Origin of the sequence: Nonomuraea sp. NPDC005983 (genome assembly GCF_040614375.1) — a bacterium.
Lineage (GTDB): Bacteria > Actinomycetota > Actinomycetes > Streptosporangiales > Streptosporangiaceae > Nonomuraea.
In genome coordinates this window covers 36,881-54,276 of sequence record NZ_JBEXUP010000003.1, presented here as the reverse complement: position 1 = coordinate 54,276, position 17,396 = coordinate 36,881, and the positions used below count along the sequence as shown (strand labels likewise).

Genomic DNA, 17,396 nt, shown 5'->3' with positions numbered 1-17,396 from the left:
CCGCGCGCGGCGTCATCGACGGGTGACGGTCTCGTACAGCTCCAGGTAGCGCTCGGCCATGACGGACGGGGAGAAGCGGCGGCGGGCCTCCCTGCGGCACTCCTCCGGGTCCAGCTCGCCGACCCGCAGCACCCACTCCGCCAGTTCCTCCTCGGTGTCGGCGAGGAAGCCGGTGCGGCCGTGGTCGATGATCTCCGGAAGGCAGCCGCGGCGCAGGCCCACCGGGGGGACGCCGAGCGCCAGGGCCTCCACCACGGCCGTGCCGCCCGGTTCGTCCCATTGGATGGGGAAGAGGGCGGCGCGGGCGGAGGCGTAGAGGTCGTCCCTGGCCTGGCCGCCCACCGCGCCTATCCAGCTGACCAGGTCGCCGTCGAGGTAGCGGGAGACCTGGTCCAGGTGGTAGCGGACGTCGGGGTGGCCGTGCAGGGGGTGGTCGGGGTCCTGGGCGACCTGGTCCAGCTCCGCTCGGGTCTGCAGGCCGCTGACCGGGCCCGCGAGGACGAGCGGGAGGCCGAGCTTCTGGCAGATCCTGGCGGCCACGTGCTGACCCTTGAGCCGGCAGACCCGGCCCATGACGATCAGGTGCTCGCCCGGCTCCGCGCGCACGTCCTGGCAGGCCAGCGGGGTGGCCAGGTGGACGGCCCCCAGGGAGGCGTCGCGCAGCGCGGCGGGGGCGCGTGCCAGCTGCGACTCCGACACGCCGTTGACCGCGATCGACTGCGGGAAGGCGCCGTAGAAGGCGGGGTGCTTGCACAGGTCCCAGTGCAGCGTGTGCAGGACGGGCGGCCCGGCCAGGGCGGACAGGACGGCGGGCCCGACGACTTCCAGGTGGTCGTGCACCAGGTCGAGGTCGTCGCGGGCGCGCAGTTCGGCCACCACGCGGGCCTGGTGGGCGTGGGCGATGCCCATCACCTGGTTGTACGGCTTCTGCAGGTGAGGGAACTGGCCCTCGTCGTACGCGCTGATCAGCTCGTCCACCTCCAGGGTGCTCGACCCGACGGAGGCGAGCACGACCCGGACCCCGCGCTCACGCAGGGCGGGCACGAGGGTGGCGACCACGTTCTCGATACCGCCGTATCCCGGCGGCGGGACGGCGAGCCAGGGTCCTGCGTTCACCAGCACGTTCACGCGACGTCCTCCTCAACATCCGGCTCGACCGAGAGGGAGGCGAGCGGCGGCCGTTCCGCGACGGAGACGTCCACCACGCCGGCCTTCCCGCCGATCCCGAACTGCAGCAGCGTGGACGCGGGCGGCTCCGCGACGCGGGCCCGTCCCTGGCGTTCCAGCCGCGACCAGGCGGTCAGCATGATCTGCCCGGACATCCGGCCGAGCGCGGCCACCGACTGGTGACTGTGGACGCGGACGCCCAGGTCCACCTGGGACATCGCGTCCAGTCCCGCCAGTTCGAGCAGGTCCACCAGCAGCCCGAACTCCACCCCGTACTCGGTGACGAACGGCACCTGCTCCAGCACCTGGCGGCGGCCCGCGTACTCGCCGCCGAGGGGTTGCACGAAGCCGGCCAGTTCCGGCCAGAACATGTTGAGCAGCGGCCTGGCGACCAGCTCGGTGACGCGCCCGCCGCCGCCGCGCAGCATCACCCCGTCGTCGCCGGTCAGCGGCCGCTCGTAGGCGCCCTTCACGAACTGGATGTCCTTGTCGAGCAGCAGCGGCCCCAGCAGCCCCGACACGAAGTGGGCGCCGAAGTTGCGCAGGTCGGAGTCCACGAACACGACGAGGTCGCCGGTGGACGCGGCGAGCCCTTTCCACAGCGCCTCGCCCTTGCCCGTCAGGGGCGGCAGGTGGGAGAGCACCGCTTCCTGCGCCACCACGCGGGCCCCCGCCGCCGCGGCTCGTTCGGCGGTCGTGTCGGTGGAGTTGGAGTCGACGACGATGATCTCGTCCACCAGCGGGGTCCGCTCGACGAGGTCGCGGCGGATCACGGTGACGATGTCTCCAACGGTGAGCTCTTCGTTTCGAGCGGGCAACACCACGCTCACCGTTGTGGCCCCCTTGGCAAGGAGGAGGGAGTCGAGCGGCCACTCTGCCGCTGTGCTGGAATGTGGCCCGTACCACTCCCGGACCTTGGCCAAGGCCCGCAGATCTGTGTCCATGCGGTCAGCCCCGATCTCACGAGGTCACGGTCGGCGACTTCTGCCCGATCAGTGAGGCTTGGAACATCTTTGTTTGGTTTCAGCCAGATGTGGGATATGCCGAACTGTGTCCCCAACTCGTGTCGGCATCATCGGCGCCGGAAATGTCGCCGCTCGCCATGCAGACGTCCTGTCCGGCTTTCCCGATGTGACGATCGCCGGAATCGCGGACACCGACCTCCACAGAGCAGAGGCACTGGCTTCATCGCACGGCTCCCCCGCCTATGGCGGCCATGCCGACCTCCTGGAGGCCGGCGGTCTGGATGCTGTCTACGTGTGTGTGCCTCCTTTCGCGCACGGTAATCCGGAGTATGACGTATTGTCGTGCGATCTGCCTATTTTTGTGGAAAAACCGCTGTCTCTTGACCTCGAAACCGCAGAAAAGATCTCAGCCGAAATAGACCGCCGCGGGCTTCCGTCCGCAGTGGGGCATCACTGGCGATATTTGGACATTCTCGAACGGGCGCGCGACCTGCTTGCCGACCGGCCGGTACGGCTCGCGCTGGGGCACTGGCTGGACAAGGTGCCCCCTGTCGGCTGGTGGCTGAAACCCGAGCTGTCGGGCGGGCAGGTGCTGGAGCAGGCCGTCCACGTGCTCGACCTGGCGAGGGTCCTCGTGGGCGAGGTGACCATGGTGCACGCCGTCTCGGCCGAGAACGGCGTGCACGGCGAGGTGGACCGGGCCACCGCCACCGTCCTCAGGTTCGCGACCGGCGCGGCCGGACTGCTGGCCGCCACCAGCCTGCTGCGGCACAAGCACCGGGTGGGCCTGGAGGTGCACGCCGAGGGCGTCGCGCTCGACCTGAGCGAGACCCGTCTGATGATCGACGGCGAGACGCTCGTCCAGGACGGCGGGCAGGCCAAGGTCCGGGTCGACAGGGAGTTCGTCGACGCCGTTCGGGGCAGACGGGCCGACGTGCGCGTCCCGTACCGGGAGGCGCTGCGGACGCACCGGCTGGCCCACGCGGTCGCCCGGTCGGCGATGGAGCGGACGCCGGTGACGCTCGATGGGTGAGGTGCTGAGCATCGAGGCGCCGGGCGAGATCACGCTGGTCCAGGAGCGGTTGACCCACGTCCCCGACGGCGGGTTCAGGGTGGCGACCACGCACAGCGGGATCTCGGCGGGCACCGAGCTGACCTACGTCAAGGGCAGCAACCCCTACCTGACCTCCACCTGGGACCCGGCGCTCGGCCTGTTCACGCGGGGCACGCCGTCGATCGCCTACCCGGTGCGCGGCATCGGATACATGCAGGTCGGCATGGTCGTCGAGACCCGGACCCGGGCGGTGCGCGAGGGCGTGCTGGTCGCGATGGCGTACGGGCACCGCTCCGCCTACGTGGCCGACCCGATGGCCGACCGGTTCGTGGAACTGCCCGGCGACCTCGACGGCATGCTCGGCATCTACGTCGCCCACATGGGGCCGATCTGCGCGAACGGGCTGCTGCACGCGGCCCACGACCTGCACGGGCCGAACGTCCGCGACCTCGGCGACGGCGTGCGCGGGCGGCGCGTCGTCGTGGTGGGCGCGGGCGTGGTCGGCCTGCTGACGGCGTCGTTCGCGATGGCGCACGGCGCGGCCGAGGTCGTGGTCGTGGACGAGACCCCGGCCAGGCTCGGCGTCGCCGAAGCCCTGGGCGCGAACGTCCTGTCTGTCGAGGACGACCCGGCGGCCGAGCTGAAACGCCGCTGGCGGCACGCGCCCAACGACCGCGGCGCCGACGTGGTCTTCCAGTGCCGGGGTCAGGCCAGGGCGCTGGCGCTGGCGCTCAAGCTGCTCAGGCCGCAGAGCACGGTGATCGACCTGGCCTTCTACACCCAGGGCGCGGACGAGGTGCGCCTCGGCGAGGAGTTCCACCACAACGGGCTGACCCTGCGCTGCGCCCAGATCGGCAGGGTGCCGCGCGGGCTCGCACACGCCTGGGACAGGGAGCGGCTGTCGCACGAGACGATCAGCCTGCTCAGGAGGTACGGCGGGCTGCTACGCGAGCACATGATCACCGATGTCGTCGGCTTCGCCGAGGGACCCCGGCTGCTTGCCGACCTTGCCGCCCGCCGGCGGCACGCCGTCCAGGCCGTGCTCCGCGACCACGTCCAGGATGAGGGCGGCTGACCAGCTGAAGTCGCGGCAGCCGTGGCCCCGCAGGGTGAACGGGTCGAAGTACTCGCGGAACCCGGACCGCGTGACAGCGGCGATCATGCCGTCGGCCAGCGGCTCTGCCAGGTCGGACCGGCGGTGCCTGAGCCCCTGCCAGACCAGCCAGGTGAGGTTGATCCAGCTCGGCCCGCGCCAGTAGCGCGCCGGGTCGAACTCGGGCGCGGCGGGCGCGAAGCTGGGAAGCACCCCGTCTTTCAGCGCGAAGCGGTCGAGGCCGGTGCCGATCAGCCCGTTGACGATGTCGCGCGGCAGGTCGGGCAGCATCAGCGGCACCAGGCCGGCAGCGCTGTTGGAGCGGAGCAGGCAGCCGGTGAGCACGTCGCGGGCGTGGAACAGGCCGTCGTCGTAGAGGTGCTCGACCATCGCGGCGGTCGTCGCGGCGGCCTCACGGTGGTGCGGCTCGGGGTCGAGCCCGCACGCCTTGGCGATCTTCGCCAGCGTCACCTCGGCCACCCCGTAGGCGGCGTTGAACAGCGGATCCTCGACGCGGAACGCCCCCGCGCGGCGGTAGCCGGTGTCGCGGTAGGCGCGGGCGAGGCCGACATAGCGCTCGTAGTCGCGGTCCGTCGGCCGCTCGTCGGCGCTGACGTGGGTGAGGTCCCTGCGCCTGACCCCGGTTGGGGACGCCTCGACCGCGGCGAGCGGGAGGTCCCAGGCCGGGCTGTTGTCCATGCCCGACTCCCAGGGATGGACGATGGAGATCAGCCCCTCGTCGGACCGCCTGGCGGTGCGCAGGAACTGCTGCTGGGCCACCAGCCGGGGGTAGATCCGGCGTAGAAAGGGGATGTCGGGCTCGGCCAGGTGCACCCGCCAGGCGGCCAGCGCGTGCACGGGCGGCTGCACGATCCCGGACGTCGCCACCCCCGACGGCGCGCTCACCTGCCAGAAGTCGGGCCCGGGAAAGTAGGCGCCGTCGGGCACCTTCGGGTTGAACGCGATGTGCGGCACCCGTCCGTCGCGCCACTGCGCGCCGAACAGGGTGAGCAGCTCCGACCTGGCCCGCCTCGGCGACCAGTGGGCGTTGCCGATCGCGATGAAGGCGGAGTCCCAGCTCCACTGGTGGGGGTAGAGGCGGCGCGACGGGACGGTGTAGCTGCCGTCCCAGTTGGAGACCAGGACGCGGACGGCATCGCGAAGGATCATAGGAATTTCCTGATGAAGGCGGCGGTCTCGGGGAGGACGGCCTCGGGCTCGCCGCGCAGGCGGCACTCCAGGGCGAGGTAGCCGTCGTAGCCCGCGGCGTCGAGCGCGGCGAGCTGCGCCCCCCAGTCGAGGTGGCCGGTGCCCGGCTGGTTCCTGTTCGACTCGCTGATCTGCATGTGCGCGAGGTAGGGCGCGGCCTCCAGCAGCGAGCGGCAGGGGTCGTCCTCTTCGATGTTCATGTGGTACGTGTCGCCGACGACCCTGATCGAGTCCATGGAGCAGTACGACACGGCCTCCGCGAGGGTGTTGACCATGTGGTTCTCGTACCGGTTGAGCGGCTCCAGCATGATCAGCACGCCGTTGCGCTGGGCGTGCTCACCGAGGACCCCCAGCGCCTCCGTCAGCACCTCGCGGTCCTCCTGCGGGGAGCGCGGCGGCTCGAACGGCGGCAGGCGGCGGGAGAACTGCCCCCACGAGGCGGGCGTCATCACGCCGAGACCGCCCAGCTCGGCGATGACCGTCAGCTGCGACCGGAGCTGCTGGATGGCGTCCATCCGCTTGGCCGGGTCGAAGTCGCCGATGAAGTGCGGCATCTCGACGCACACGGTCGGCATGACCACGCCGTCGGCGAGCGCCCGCTTCAGCTCGGTCAGCCGGTTGGCGAAGTGGAACTCGCCCTTGCCGCGCAGCTCGATCGCGTCGAACCCGGCCTCGACGGCGAAGGCGAACTTCTCCTGCAGCGTGCGGCCGGGCAGAAGCTGCTCCTGGACGGAAAGCTTCACTGTGCTACTCCTCGAATCGGAAGACGAGCTGGAGGACGTCTGAGGGGTGCCTGTCGAGCAGGTCGTACGCCTCGGCGGCCTGTTCGACGGTCATGACGTGGCTGACGAGCTCGTGGACGTCGACCTCGCCGCGGTACACCAGCTCCATGAAGGTGCGCTGGAGGCGCTCGATGTCCCAGCGGTGCGCGAGCCAGGACGCGACCCCGCCGATCTGGGACGAGACGAGCTGCACCTGGTTGTGGTGGAACTCCTCGCCGAGCCGCAGCCCGACCCCGTCGCCCTGGTAGAAGCCGGCCGCCACGACCCTGCCGCCCTTGCGCACGGTGCGGATCGCCTCGTGCAGGCCCTGGTTGCTGCCGCTCAGCTCGATCGCGGTGTCGGCGCCCTCGACGCGCTTGCGCATGAACTCGGCCACGGAGCCTGACTGCACGTCGAACGTCTCGGCCGCGCCGAACCGCCTGGCGAGCGCCAGGCGGGCCGGGAGGGCGTCGACCGCGACCACCCTGGCGCCGCTCAGCACGGCGAGGCGGGTGGCGAGCAGGCCGATGACCCCCTGCCCGAAGATCGCGATCTGGTCGCCGAGGTGCACGTCGGCGGCGTGGACGGCGTTCAGCGCGATGGCGCCCACCCGCGCGAAGACGCCGGTCAGCGGGTCGATGCCCGGCGGCAGGATGTGGCCGACGAGCTTCTCCGCCGGGACGACGGCCTCGGCGCGGTGGCCCCAGATGCCCCAGACGAGGTTGCCGACGGGCGGGTCGGCGACGTCGGGCGCCGCCTCGACCACTTCGCCGACCTCCTGGTAGCCCCAGCCGCTCAGCGGGTAGGCATGCGTCTGGCCGTCGAGGAACAACCGGCGCTCGGTGTCCCACTTGCGATTGAGATATGGATTGGTTCCGCGATAGGCGGTGAGCTCGGTGCCCGCGGAGACTCCCGAGTACATGGTTCGGACCCGCACGCTGCCCGGCACGAGTTCGGCGGACGGCTCCACGCCGACGCGAACCTGGCCCGGCTTTTCAAAGGTTATGACGCGCATTCCTCAACACTTACGCTTTATGATCAGACAAAAGTCAAGGGATTATAGATTGTTTGCCTACGATAGTTGCGCCCAGAACACTCTTAAGTCTACGACTTCCGCCGGAGGTGACTGATGAAATTGGGCTTCCTGACAGCGTGTCTTCCGGAAAGCGATCTTACCGACATAGCACACTGGGCCGCACAGCAGGGTTTCGAGGCGCTCGAAGTGGCCGGATGGCCGTCCACAGATGACCGAAATCACATCAAAGTCGACCATTTCGACGAGGCAGAATGTGATCGCGTCAGAGGAATCTTCGCGGAGACCGGGCTCACGCTCTCCTCCATCGCCTACTACGAGAACAATCTGCACCCCCGTGAGGGGGCTCAGGTGAACGCGCACGTGCGCCGGTGCGTCGACGCGGCGGCCGCACTGGGCTGCCCGACGGTCGGCACGTTCGTCGGGCGCGACCCCGGGCTGCCCGTGCGCGACAACCTCAAGCTCGCCGCCGACGTCTTCAAGCCGCTCGTCGCGTACGCCGCCGACCGCGGGGTCGAGATCGTCATCGAGAACTGCCTGATGAAGAGCTGGCATCCCGACGGCTACCCCGGGAACCTGGCCTACTCCCCCGAGTTGTGGGAGTGGATGTTCACGCTCGGGCTCAAGCTGAACTACGACCCGTCGCACCTGGTGGCGCTGGGGATCGACCCGACTGCGGCGGCCATGCCGTACATCGCGCACATCGCGCACGTCCAGGCCAAGGACACGCAGATCATGCCCGAGAAGATCAACCGGTACGGCTTCTACGGGCCCATCACCGGCGAGAAGGGGTGGTACCAGTTCCGGGTGCCCGGGCTGGGGCAGGTCGACTGGGTCCGGTTGATCGACGCGCTGCAGGAGGGCGGGTACGACGGCGTGGTCTCCGTGGAGCACGAGGACCCGGTCTACAGCGGAAGCACGGAGAGGGTACAGACCGGTCTCGGTATCGCCTACCACACGTTGCGCCATCTCGTGAAGGGGTAAGCCCGGCTTATCCCCAAGCAGAGGAGCGCGCCATGCCGAAGCAGGTAACCGCCGTCCTCTCCGTCGCACTGCTGTCGGCGGCCGCTCTGGCCGCGTGCGGCAGCGACGGCGGCAACGACAGGAGCGCCGATCAGATCACGGTCTGGACCGAGGAGAACCTCGCGGACCGGATGGGCGCGCAGCAGTGGATCGTCGACGAGTTCACCCGCAGGACCGGGATCAAGGTCAAGCTGGTCGGGGTGGGCGAGGACCAGTTCAGCCAGACCATCACCGCCGCCGCCGCGGCGGACGACCTGCCCGACGTGATCGGCGCGCTGCCCCTGGCGTCCGTCCGTGAGCTGGAGGCCAACGACCTGCTCGACACCGAGACGCCGGGCAAGGTCGTCGACCAGCTCGGCCGCGGCTCCTTCTCGCGGCGGGCGCTGGAGCTCGACTCCTCGGGCGGCAAGCTGCTCGCCGTCCCGAGCGACGGGTGGGCACAGCTCATCCTCTACCGCAAGGACCTGTTCCAGAAGGCCGGCCTCCAGCCGCCCGACACCTACGAGCGGCTGGAGGCCGCGGCGGCCAAGCTGAACACGGGCGGGGTCGCGGGCATCACGCTGGCCATCGCGCCCAAGGACTCGTTCACGGCGCAGAGCTTCGAGCACGTCGCGCTGGCGAACGGCTGCCAGCTCGTCGACAGTTCCGGAAATGTCGCCCTTGACTCGCCGCAGTGCGTGAAGGCGTTCGAGTTCTACGCGAAGCTCGCGAAGAACTACTCCGTCAAGGGCAAGCAGGACGTCGACTCGACCAGAGCCACCTACTTCTCCGGCAAGGCGGCCATGACGATCTGGTCGTCCTTCATCCTCGACGAGCTGGCGGGGCTGCGCAACGACGCGCTGCCGAGCTGCGCCGAGTGCCGCGACGACCCGCAGTGGCTGGCGCGGAACACGGGCGTGGTCACCGCGCTGAAGGGCCCCGACGGCCAGGCGCCCGCCCAGTACGGCGAGATCGTATCGTGGGTGATCACCCGCGACGCGGCCAAGAACTCGGCGGCCAGGTTCGTCGCGTACCTGATGAACGAGGGCTACCAGCGCTGGATCGGCATGGCCCCCGAGGGCAAGTTCCCGACCCGCGAGACCTTCGCCGCCGGGTGGAACAAGCTGCCCGCCGGGGTCGACACCAAGAAGCCGCTGGCGGAGGTGTACCCGTCCGAGGTGCTCGAGGCGCTGCGCAGGAGCCCCGACACGTTCGCCCGCTGGGGCATCCCGCAGGGTCAGGGCAAGCTCGTCGGGGCCATCATGGGCGAGCTGCCGGTGCCCAGGGCGCTGAGCGGCATCGTCGAGGGCTCGCTCACCCCGCAGGCCGCGGCGGCGCAGGCCAAGGCGAACGTGGAGACGATCAAACGCGGGATCCGGCAGTGAGCCCGCGAGGGAGCGCCGTCGCCTGGACTGAGGAGCGGCGGGAGCGCAGCGACCAGAGCGACGAGGGAAGGCGACGGATCCCAGCGACCGAGCCGCCGCACGGAGTGCGGCAATGAACACCACACTGCGCCGCCAGGAGGAACGCGCCGGGCTGGCGCTGATCTCCCCCACCCTGGTCATCACCCTGGTCGTGGTGGTCGTGCCGCTGCTGTGGGCGGTCATGCTGGCCTTCCAGGACGCACGGCTGATCAACATCCGCCGGGTGGGCGTCTTCGGGCACTACACGCTGGAGAACTTCGGCTACGTGATCTCCGAACCCGGGTTCTGGTCGGCGCTGGTCAACACGCTGGTCTACACGGTGGCGGGCACGGCGCTGTCGATCGCCATCGGACTGGTGGCCGCGCTGGCGCTGCGCGACAGGTTCCGGGGCAGGACCCTGGTCAGGGCCTCGATCCTGGTGCCGTACGTCGCGCCGGTGGTGGCCGTGGCGTTCCTGTGGGAGACGATGCTGAACCCGCAGTACGGCATCGTGAACTCCTGGCTCGCCGAGCCGATCGCGTTCCTCACCCAGGCGAAGGGGACCTTCCTCGGCGTCCAGGTGCCGGTGGCGCTGCTGACGGTGATCGCGTTCGAGGCGTGGCGGTACTTCCCGTTCGCGTTCCTGTTCATCCTGGCCAGGCTGCAGGCGCTGCCCGCCGAGTTGGAAGAGGCCGCGGTGGTCGACGGCGCGACGCCCACGCAGCGCTTCCGGTACGTGATCATGCCGCAGCTCTGGCGGATCATCGCGCTGCTGGCGGTGCTGCGCTTCGTCTTCACCTTCACCAAGTTCGACGACGTCTACCTGCTGACCGGCGGCGGGGCGGGCACCGAGGTCGTCAGCGTGCGCGTCTACAACTTCCTGACCTCGCGCGACGACATCGGCGCGGCGGCGGCCCAGGCGATCGTGCTCGCCGTGGTGCTGGTCGTGTTCCTGGCCCTCTACCTCAGGTTCTTCGCGGGAGGCGAGCGTGAGCAGGGATAGGTTCGAGCGGGGGCTGTTCAAGGTCCTCAGGCCGCTGGTGATCGCCTTCCTCTTCGTGATCACCGCGTTCCCGTTCCTGTACATGGTGACGCTGTCGGTGCGCGACATCCAGGAGCTGATCCTGGCCCCAGGCTCGCTCTGGCCGCAGCACCTCACCCTCGACACCTACGCCGACGTGCTGACCAGGCAGGGCTTCCTGACGTTCATGCGCAACAGCGCGATCGTCGCGGTGGCGTCGGTCGCGGCCACGCTGCTGATCTCGATCCCGGGCGCGTACGCGGTGGCCAGGCTGCGCTTCTTCGGACGGCGGCAGGTGCACTTCCTGTTCCTGGCCGTCTACCTGTTCCCGGCGATCGTGCTGGCCATCCCGCTGTTCGTGCTCTTCACCATGCTCGGGCTGCGCGGGTCGTTGGCCGGGTTGATCCTGGTTTACGGCGCGCAGACGGTGCCGGTCACGGTATACATGCTCCGCAACTACTTCGAGACCGTGCCGCAGAGCGTGGAGGAGGCCGCTGCGATCGACGGCTGCACGCGGCTGTCGACGATCTGGCGGGTGGTGTTGCCGCTGTCCAAGCCCGCGCTCATGGCGACAGGTCTGTACGCGTTCATGATCGCCTGGAACGAGTTCCTCTTCGCCCTGCTCTTCCTCGTCGAGAAGCGGGAGAGCTGGACGGTCTCCCTCGGGCTGTCGCAACTCGCGGGGAGCATCGAGATCCCGACGACGGTGCTCATGGCAGGTTCGGTGGTGCTGACGCTGCCCATCGTGATCGTGTTCTTCGCCAGCGAGCGACTGCTGACCGAGGGCCTCACGGCCGGGGCGGAGAAGGGATAGATGCTCACGGCAGGCCAGATCCTCCAGCTCATCAGAGATGGTGCCTGCCGTTCACGACCCGCAATCTGGAGATCGTCACCAGTTCGCTCGGGGACCACGCGGGCATCGTGGGGGCTGCGGTGCTCGTCATCGAGCACGTGCTCTCCCCCGCCGCCGCGCTGGCCATCGCCCCCCAGACGTGAACCTGACCTCCTGGCGAGGACTCAGGCGACCGCCGTCTGCGAGGTGGTCAGGGTTCCAGGCGGGGGCGGAGGTGGGCGGGGGCTTCGATGAGGGAGGGGCCGTACCAGGTGAGGTAGCGCCCGCTGACCAGGGCGCAGGGCAGACCGGGGAACGCCTCGGGGCCGTCGTCTTCGCCGAAGGCGTAGGGCTCGTCCGGCAGCACCACCAGATCCGGATTTTTCCTGACAAGCTGGTCCAGCGGGATCTTCGGGTACCGCTCGGGGTGATCCGCGTAGAGGTTGGCCACGCCCAGCCGCCTGAGCACGTCCCCGGTGAACGTGTCGCGCCCCACCACCATCCACGGACGCCGCCAGATCGGCACGATGGCGGTCCTGCGCACCGGCGGCGGCTCGCCCCACGCCTCTCGCGCCCGGTCGAGCCACTCCGGCCGCCCGGCGCGGCAGGCGTGCCTGAACATCCGGTCCAGCGACAGGAACGCCTCGTCCAGCGTCTCGATCCTGGTCACCCAGACCGCCAGGCCCGCCTGCCGCAGCGCCTCGATGTCGGACGCCCGGTTCTCTTCGGCGTTGGCCAGGACCACGTCGGGTTTGAGCCGCCTGATCGTGTCGAGATCCGGGTTCTTCGTCCCCTTCACCCGGGTGACGTCCAGGTCAGCCGGGTGGGAGCACCAGTCGGTCGCGCCGACGAGCGCGTCCGGCAGCGTCGCCGCCACCGACTCGGTCAGCGACGGCACGAGCGACACGATCCGGGAAACCTGCTCCGGCACCGGCACCGGCACGCCGGTGTCATCTTCGTGGATGTTCACACCTGAACCCTAGGACGACGGAAGCCGGCAGAACCGGTTACGAAAACATCTCCACAAGCATGGTTACTAATCCGTAGAATTCCGAAAAGATCGTTAACTCTAGATCGGGGGATTGCTGGTTGGAGCAGGAACCGCCGGGCTTCGATCCGACGACGCCGAACGTCGCCCGGCTGTACGACTACTACCTCGGCGGGAAGGACCATTTCCCCGCCGATCGCGAGGCCGCCGAGAGGCTTCTCAAGGTGGCCCCGGAGGTGCGCGCCGCCGCCCGTGCCAATCGGGCGTTCCTGGGGCGAGCCGTGCGATTCCTCGCCGACTCCGGCATCACGCAGTTCCTCGATATCGGGACGGGTCTGCCCACGCAGGGCAACGTGCACGAGGTGGCGAGAGCCGTCGCGCCCGACTCTCGCGTCGTCTACGTCGACCGCGACCCGGTGGTCCTGGTACACGCGCGGGCCCTGCTGGCCGAGGACGACACCACGAGGGTGGTGCAGGGCGACCTCCGCAAACCCGAGGAAATCCTGAAAAATCCAGACTTACTGGATTTTATCGATTTCACTAAGCCCGTCGGGGTACTGCTGGTGGCGATCATGCACTTCATCAGCAAGTCGGACGATCCACACCGGATCGTGGCCACCCTGCGGGAGGCGATGGCGCCGGGCAGCTTCCTGGTCATGTCACACGGCACCAGCGACGCCCGTGCCGACGCCGTACGCAAGGGGACGGAGGTCTACCGCGCCTCCACGTCCCCGCTCAGCCTCCGCAGCCGCCAGCAGGTGGAGGAGCTCTTCGAGCACTTCGACCTGGTGGACCCAGGGGTGGTGTGGCTGCCGGAGTGGCGTCCCGACCAGGCCGACACGATCGACTTCGTCAACGGCCCGGAGTCGTCGCTCATCCTGTGCGGGGTGGCCAGGAAAGGCTGACCGGCGCGGCCCGAGAACAGGCGGAGGGGCGAGTGGACGACCGTCCACCCGCCCCTCCTCAGCCTCTGGCCGGCTACTTGATGGCGCTGAGAGCGCCCTCGTAGTCGGGCTCCTGGGTGATCTCGGACACCAGCTCGGAGTAGATCACCTTGTTGTCACCGTCGAGCACGATCACCGCGCGGGCGGCGAGACCGGCCAGCGGCCCCGACTCCTGCGCCACGCCGTAGTCCGTCAGGAACTCGCGCCCCCGCATGAGCGACAGCATGGTCACGTTCTCGATGCCCTCGGCGCCGCAGAAGCGCTTCTGGGCGAACGGCAGGTCGGCCGATACACACAGGACCTGGACGTCGGGGTAGTCGGCGGCCAGCTCGTTGAAGCGGCGCATGGAGGCCGCGCAGACGCCGGTGTCGACGCTCGGGAAGATGTTCAGCACCTTCTTGACGTCGCCGAAGTCGGCGAGCGTGGCCTCGGAAAGGTCGCCGCGGACCAGACGGAAGGCGGGCACGTCGTCGCCGGGCTTCGGGAAGGTGCCGCCGACGGTGATGGGGTTGCCCTTGAAAGTGACATCGGACATAAGAACCTCCTGGTTAACTGTGGTGCCCCGAGGTGGTGATCCTATCGGCGCGGGTTCCGCCCGAAGGGCGAGCCCCGCCCGGCGGCGAGCCCGCCCAACAGGAACTCAGCACATCCTCAACAGCGCCCTGCGGAGCGGAGGTCAGACGTTGCGGCGGTACTGGCCTCCGGCCTCGAACAGGGCCTCCGTGATCTGGCCCAGGGAGCAGACCCTGGCCGCGTCCATCAGCACCTCGAACGCGTTGCCGTCGGACATCGCGCTCTCGCGCAACCGGGCCAGCGCCGCGGGAGCCTCGGCCCGGTTGCGCTCCTGGAAGGCGTGCAGGCGGTCGAGTTGCGACCGCTTCTCCTCTTCCGTCCCCCTCGCGAGCTCCAGCTTGTGCGGCTGGGGCTCGTCGCCGCGCGGGTTGCGGAAGGTGTTCACGCCGATGATCGGCAGTGAGCCCTCGTGCTTGCGGGTCTCGTACAGCATCGACTCGTCCTGGATCCTGCCGCGCTGGTAGCCGGTCTCCATGGCGCCGAGCACGCCGCCTCGGTCCGACAGCCGCTCGAACTCCCGCAGCACCGCCTCTTCGACCAGGTCGGTCAGCTCGTCGATGATGAACGCGCCCTGGAGGGGGTTCTCGTTGCGGGCCAGGCCCCATTCCCTGTTGATGATGAGCTGGATCGCCATCGCCCTGCGCACCGAGTCGGGCGACGGGGTGGTCACGGCCTCGTCGAAGGCGTTGGTGTGCAGGCTGTTGCAGTTGTCGTAGATCGCGATCAGGGCCTGCAGGGTGGTGCGGATGTCGTTGAAGTTCATCTCCTGGGCGTGCAGCGACCTGCCGGACGTCTGGATGTGGTACTTGAGCTTCTGCGAGCGTTCCGCCGCGCCGTACCTCTCGCGCATCGCGACCGCCCAGATCCGCCGGGCCACCCGCCCGAGGACGCTGTACTCGGGGTCCATGCCGTTGGAGAAGAAGAACGACAGGTTGGGCGCGAAGTCGTCGATCCGCATCCCGCGCGCCAGGTACGCCTCGACGTAGGTGAAGCCGTTGGCCAGGGTGAAGGCGAGCTGGCTGATGGGGTTCGCCCCGGCTTCGGCGATGTGGTAGCCGGAGATCGACACCGAGTAGAAGTTGCGCACGCGGTTCCGGATGAACCACTCCTGGATGTCGGCCATCATCCTGAGCGAGAACTCCGTGGAGAAGATGCAGGTGTTCTGGCCCTGGTCCTCCTTGAGGATGTCGGCCTGCACGGTGCCCCGCACGGTGGCGAACGTCTGCGTCCGCAGCTCGCCGGCCTCCTCCTCGGACGGTTCGCGTCCCTGCAGCGCGCGGAACCTGTCGAGGGCCTGGTCGACGGCGGCGTTGAGGAAGAAGGCGAGGATGGTCGGGGCCGGGCCGTTGATCGTCATCGACACGGAGGTGTTCGGCGCCGACAGGTCGAAGCCGTCGTAGAGCGCCTTCATGTCGTCGAGCGTCGCGATGGATACCCCAGAAGTGCCGACTTTTCCGTAAATATCCGGCCGCAGGTCGGGGTCGTGACCGTACAGCGTCACCGAGTCGAACGCGGTGGACAGCCTGGTCGCCGGCTGGCCCTCCGACAGCAGCTTGAAGCGCCTGTTGGTGCGGAACGGGTCGCCCTCCCCCGCGAACATCCTGGTGGGGTCCTCGTCGTCGCGCTTGAACGGGAACACCCCTGCCGTGAACGGGAAGGTGCCCGGCAGGTTCTCGCTCCGCAGGAACCGCAGCAGGTCGCCGTGGTCGGTGTGGCGGGGCAGCGCGACGCGCGGGATCCGGTTGCCCGACAGGGTCTCGCGCCACAGCGGCGTGTGGATCTCCCGGTCGCGCACCTTCACCACGAGCTCGTCGGCGGTGTACCGCTCCTTGACGGCCGGCCAGCCGTCGAGCAGCGCCCGGCTCTCGTCGCTCAGCTCACCGTCGGCCCGCGCGGCCAGCTCGGCCAGCCTGGCGTCGTCGCCGTCCAGGAGGGAGCGGACGGCGGCGAGCTGCTGGCGGCGGCGCGCCACCTCGGCCTGGGCGAGCGTCTCGGCGTGGTAGCCGCGGACGCTCTCGGCGATCTCGGCGAGGTAGCGCACCCGCGCGGGCGGGACGATCGCGTCGGTCTCGTGCGAGGTGCGGCCCCGCACCACCGGCAGCAGGCCGGGCCCCGCCGGCATGCCCTTGCTCGCCAGCAGTCCCTTGAGGTGCTGGTAGAGCGCGGTGACCCCGGCGTCGCTGTAGCGAGAGGCGATCGTGCCGAACACCGGCATCTCGTCGGGCGCCACGCCGAAGGCCCCGCGGTTCCTGACGAGCTGGCGGCGCACGTCGCGCAGGGCGTCCTCGGCGCCGCGCCGCTCGTACTTGTTGATCACGACGGCCTCGGCGAAGTCCAGCATGTCGATCTTCTCCAGCTGGGACGCCGCGCCGAACTCGGGCGTCATGACGTAGACGGGCACGTCCACGTGCGGCACGATGCCCGCGTCGCCCTGTCCGATGCCGGGGGTCTCGACGACGATCAGGTCGTACCCGGCGGCCCGGCAGGCGGCGAGCACGTCATCGAGGCAGGCGGGCACCTCGCTGGCTGCGCCTCTGGTGGCGAGCGAGCGGAAGTAGGTCTGGGGGCCCAGGCTGTTCATCCGGATCCGGTCGCCGAGCAGCGCGCCGCCGCCGCGCCTGCGGGTCGGGTCGATCGCGATGACCGCGATGCGCAGCTTGTCGTCGTTGTCCACCCGCAGCCTGCGCAGCAGCTCGTCGGTCAGCGACGACTTGCCCGAGCCGCCGGTGCCGGTGATGCCCAGCACGGGCGCGCGGGTGCCGCTCGCGGCCGCCGCGCGCAGGCCGTCGAGCAGGCCCTCGGGGGCGCGATCGGCCTCGATCAGGGTGATCGCCCTGGCCAGCGCCGCCTGGTCGCCCGAGGCGACGGCCTCGACCGAGGGAGAGCCGTCGAGATCGACGTCGCACTCCTCGATCAGCTTGTTGATCATGCCGGGGAGTCCGAGGCGCTGGCCGTCCTCGGGCGAGAAGACCCGGGTGACGCCGCGCGAGTGCAGGAGGTCGATCTCGTCCTGGACGATGACGCCGCCGCCACCGCCGTAGACCTTGACGTGCCCTGCGCCGTGCTCGCGCAGCAGGTCGACCAGGTAGGAGAAGAACTCCACATGCCCGCCCTGGTAGGAGCTGATCGCGACCCCCTGGACGTCTTCCTGGATGGCGGCGGTGACGACCTCCTCCACGGACCTGTTGTGCCCGAGATGGATCACCTCCGCCCCCTGGGTCTGGAGGATGCGCCGCATGATGTTGATCGCCGCGTCGTGGCCGTCGAACAGCGCAGCAGCGGTGACGAACCGGACGGGATGGAGCGGGACGTGCACGATCACTCCTTCGTGAAAGGGCCTCACTCACGAAG

General features: G+C 69.5%; 14 protein-coding genes and 1 pseudogene. 8 read left to right on the top strand and 7 right to left on the bottom strand.

Annotation, left to right across the window (positions count from 1 at the left end):
• Positions 1 to 12 precede the first annotated feature (12 nt).
• Together ABZ297_RS02705 and ABZ297_RS02700 are read right to left on the bottom strand one after the other, a co-directional pair.
• The gene (locus tag ABZ297_RS02705; RefSeq protein WP_355338266.1) at positions 13 to 1,128 is read right to left on the bottom strand and encodes a glycosyltransferase; all 1,116 of its coding nucleotides are present in this window, start codon (positions 1,126 to 1,128) and stop codon (positions 13 to 15) included.
• Positions 1,125 to 2,111 (bottom strand): glucosyl-3-phosphoglycerate synthase, encoded by a 987-nt coding sequence (locus ABZ297_RS02700; RefSeq protein ID WP_355338263.1) that lies wholly within the window; start codon positions 2,109 to 2,111, stop codon positions 1,125 to 1,127. Before ABZ297_RS02700 ends, ABZ297_RS02705 begins: the two co-directional genes overlap by 4 nt.
• A gap of 106 nt (positions 2,112 to 2,217) precedes the next feature.
• Here ABZ297_RS02700 and ABZ297_RS02695 point away from each other — a divergent pair.
• The 3 genes and pseudogenes from ABZ297_RS02695 to ABZ297_RS02685 all read left to right on the top strand — a co-directional run.
• Positions 2,218 to 2,571: pseudogene (locus ABZ297_RS02695) on the top strand (Gfo/Idh/MocA family oxidoreductase); the annotation flags it as partial.
• A gap of 24 nt (positions 2,572 to 2,595) precedes the next feature.
• Positions 2,596 to 3,165, top strand: a complete 570-nt coding sequence (locus ABZ297_RS02690) for a Gfo/Idh/MocA family oxidoreductase (protein WP_355338559.1) — start codon at positions 2,596 to 2,598, stop codon at positions 3,163 to 3,165.
• Positions 3,158 to 4,261, top strand: a complete 1,104-nt coding sequence (locus ABZ297_RS02685; protein WP_355338260.1) for a zinc-binding dehydrogenase — start codon at positions 3,158 to 3,160, stop codon at positions 4,259 to 4,261. Before ABZ297_RS02690 ends, ABZ297_RS02685 begins: the two co-directional genes overlap by 8 nt.
• A gap of 1,184 nt (positions 4,262 to 5,445) precedes the next feature.
• Here the strand turns inward: ABZ297_RS02685 and ABZ297_RS02680 are convergent.
• Together ABZ297_RS02680 and ABZ297_RS02675 are read right to left on the bottom strand one after the other, a co-directional pair.
• Positions 5,446 to 6,231 carry a sugar phosphate isomerase/epimerase family protein gene (locus tag ABZ297_RS02680; RefSeq protein ID WP_355338256.1) on the bottom strand — a complete coding sequence of 262 codons (786 nt, stop codon included), beginning with the start codon at positions 6,229 to 6,231 and terminating at the stop codon, positions 5,446 to 5,448.
• Between the two features lie 4 nt (positions 6,232 to 6,235).
• The gene (locus ABZ297_RS02675; RefSeq protein ID WP_355338253.1) at positions 6,236 to 7,264 is read right to left on the bottom strand and encodes a zinc-binding alcohol dehydrogenase; all 1,029 of its coding nucleotides are present in this window, start codon (positions 7,262 to 7,264) and stop codon (positions 6,236 to 6,238) included.
• Positions 7,265 to 7,378: 114 nt separating this feature from the next.
• Here ABZ297_RS02675 and ABZ297_RS02670 point away from each other — a divergent pair, with 114 nt between their 5' ends.
• The 4 genes from ABZ297_RS02670 to ABZ297_RS02655 all read left to right on the top strand — a co-directional run bounded on the left by ABZ297_RS02670 (position 7,379) and on the right by ABZ297_RS02655 (position 11,522).
• Positions 7,379 to 8,266: a sugar phosphate isomerase/epimerase family protein gene (locus ABZ297_RS02670; RefSeq protein ID WP_355338250.1), complete on the top strand. Its 888-nt coding sequence runs from the start codon at positions 7,379 to 7,381 to the stop codon at positions 8,264 to 8,266.
• Between the two features lie 32 nt (positions 8,267 to 8,298).
• On the top strand, positions 8,299 to 9,669 hold the full coding sequence (locus ABZ297_RS02665; protein WP_355338247.1) for an extracellular solute-binding protein: 1,371 nt from the start codon (positions 8,299 to 8,301) through the stop codon (positions 9,667 to 9,669).
• A 112-nt stretch (positions 9,670 to 9,781) separates the two neighbouring features.
• On the top strand, positions 9,782 to 10,690 hold the full coding sequence (locus ABZ297_RS02660) for a sugar ABC transporter permease (protein WP_355338244.1): 909 nt from the start codon (positions 9,782 to 9,784) through the stop codon (positions 10,688 to 10,690).
• Positions 10,677 to 11,522: a carbohydrate ABC transporter permease gene (locus ABZ297_RS02655; protein ID WP_355338241.1), complete on the top strand. Its 846-nt coding sequence runs from the start codon at positions 10,677 to 10,679 to the stop codon at positions 11,520 to 11,522. The genes ABZ297_RS02660 and ABZ297_RS02655 overlap by 14 nt, the downstream gene beginning before the upstream one ends.
• 229 nt (positions 11,523 to 11,751) lie before the next feature.
• Here the strand turns inward: ABZ297_RS02655 and ABZ297_RS02650 are convergent, their stop codons facing one another.
• Positions 11,752 to 12,510, bottom strand: coding sequence for a helical backbone metal receptor (locus ABZ297_RS02650; protein ID WP_355338238.1), 759 nt, complete (start codon positions 12,508 to 12,510; stop codon positions 11,752 to 11,754).
• Positions 12,511 to 12,629: 119 nt separating this feature from the next.
• Here ABZ297_RS02650 and ABZ297_RS02645 point away from each other — a divergent pair, with 119 nt between their 5' ends.
• On the top strand, positions 12,630 to 13,433 hold the full coding sequence (locus tag ABZ297_RS02645) for an SAM-dependent methyltransferase (RefSeq protein WP_355338235.1): 804 nt from the start codon (positions 12,630 to 12,632) through the stop codon (positions 13,431 to 13,433).
• 73 nt (positions 13,434 to 13,506) lie between these two features.
• Here ABZ297_RS02645 and tpx read toward each other — a convergent pair whose 3' ends face one another.
• Together tpx and icmF are read right to left on the bottom strand one after the other, a co-directional pair.
• On the bottom strand, positions 13,507 to 14,007 hold the full coding sequence (gene tpx / locus ABZ297_RS02640; RefSeq protein ID WP_355338232.1) for a thiol peroxidase: 501 nt from the start codon (positions 14,005 to 14,007) through the stop codon (positions 13,507 to 13,509).
• A 141-nt stretch (positions 14,008 to 14,148) separates the two neighbouring features.
• Positions 14,149 to 17,361 carry a fused isobutyryl-CoA mutase/GTPase IcmF gene (gene icmF / locus ABZ297_RS02635; protein ID WP_355338229.1) on the bottom strand — a complete coding sequence of 1,071 codons (3,213 nt, stop codon included), beginning with the start codon at positions 17,359 to 17,361 and terminating at the stop codon, positions 14,149 to 14,151.
• Between the last annotated feature and the right edge of the window lie 35 nt (positions 17,362 to 17,396).

Excerpts from the sequence above, each read along its gene's own strand:
- tpx (WP_355338232.1), bottom strand. The coding sequence starts at position 14,007 with ATGTCCGATGTCACTTTCAAGGGCAACCCCATCACCGTCGGCGGCACC.
- ABZ297_RS02685 (WP_355338260.1), top strand. The coding sequence starts at position 3,158 with ATGGGTGAGGTGCTGAGCATCGAGGCGCCGGGCGAGATCACGCTGGTC.
- ABZ297_RS02660 (WP_355338244.1), top strand. The coding sequence starts at position 9,782 with ATGAACACCACACTGCGCCGCCAGGAGGAACGCGCCGGGCTGGCGCTG.
- ABZ297_RS02675 (WP_355338253.1), bottom strand. The coding sequence starts at position 7,264 with ATGCGCGTCATAACCTTTGAAAAGCCGGGCCAGGTTCGCGTCGGCGTG.
- ABZ297_RS02700 (WP_355338263.1), bottom strand. The coding sequence starts at position 2,111 with ATGGACACAGATCTGCGGGCCTTGGCCAAGGTCCGGGAGTGGTACGGG.
- ABZ297_RS02670 (WP_355338250.1), top strand. The coding sequence starts at position 7,379 with ATGAAATTGGGCTTCCTGACAGCGTGTCTTCCGGAAAGCGATCTTACC.
- ABZ297_RS02665 (WP_355338247.1), top strand. The coding sequence starts at position 8,299 with ATGCCGAAGCAGGTAACCGCCGTCCTCTCCGTCGCACTGCTGTCGGCG.